General features: G+C 50.0%; 1 protein-coding gene. It reads right to left on the bottom strand.

All coding sequences use genetic code 11. The features are described 5' to 3' along the window. The coding region (locus tag LGT40_RS00115) for a DDE-type integrase/transposase/recombinase (RefSeq protein WP_226343091.1) at positions 1–316 on the bottom strand (316 nt) is incomplete at both ends.

Raw genomic sequence — 316 nt, 5'->3', positions numbered from 1 at the left:
TCACAAACGCCTCAGCCATGCCGTTGCTCTCAGGGCTTCTCACGGGGGTTGTGCATACCTTAAAGCCCAGTGATTTCGCGAACTGCCGAGTGTCATCAGCAATATAGCAACTCCCATTATCGGTCAGCCACTCAATCTGGCGAGGTAGCTCCTGAACATCACCAAACCGCTTTTCGATACTTTCGACCAATACGTCCTGCACCATCAAAGCGTTAATGCCAGCGGTGGTAGCTACATAACTCATGACTTCACGGTCGCAGCAGTCGAGACTAAACACCACTCGGACTTTTTCTTTATTCCAACAGCCGATCTCAAA

Source organism: Methylophaga pinxianii (assembly GCF_020447225.1).
GTDB classification, from domain to species: domain Bacteria; phylum Pseudomonadota; class Gammaproteobacteria; order Nitrosococcales; family Methylophagaceae; genus Methylophaga; species Methylophaga pinxianii.
The sequence above is the reverse complement of the archived record's forward strand: the minus strand, read 5'-3'. Positions and strand labels throughout refer to the sequence as shown.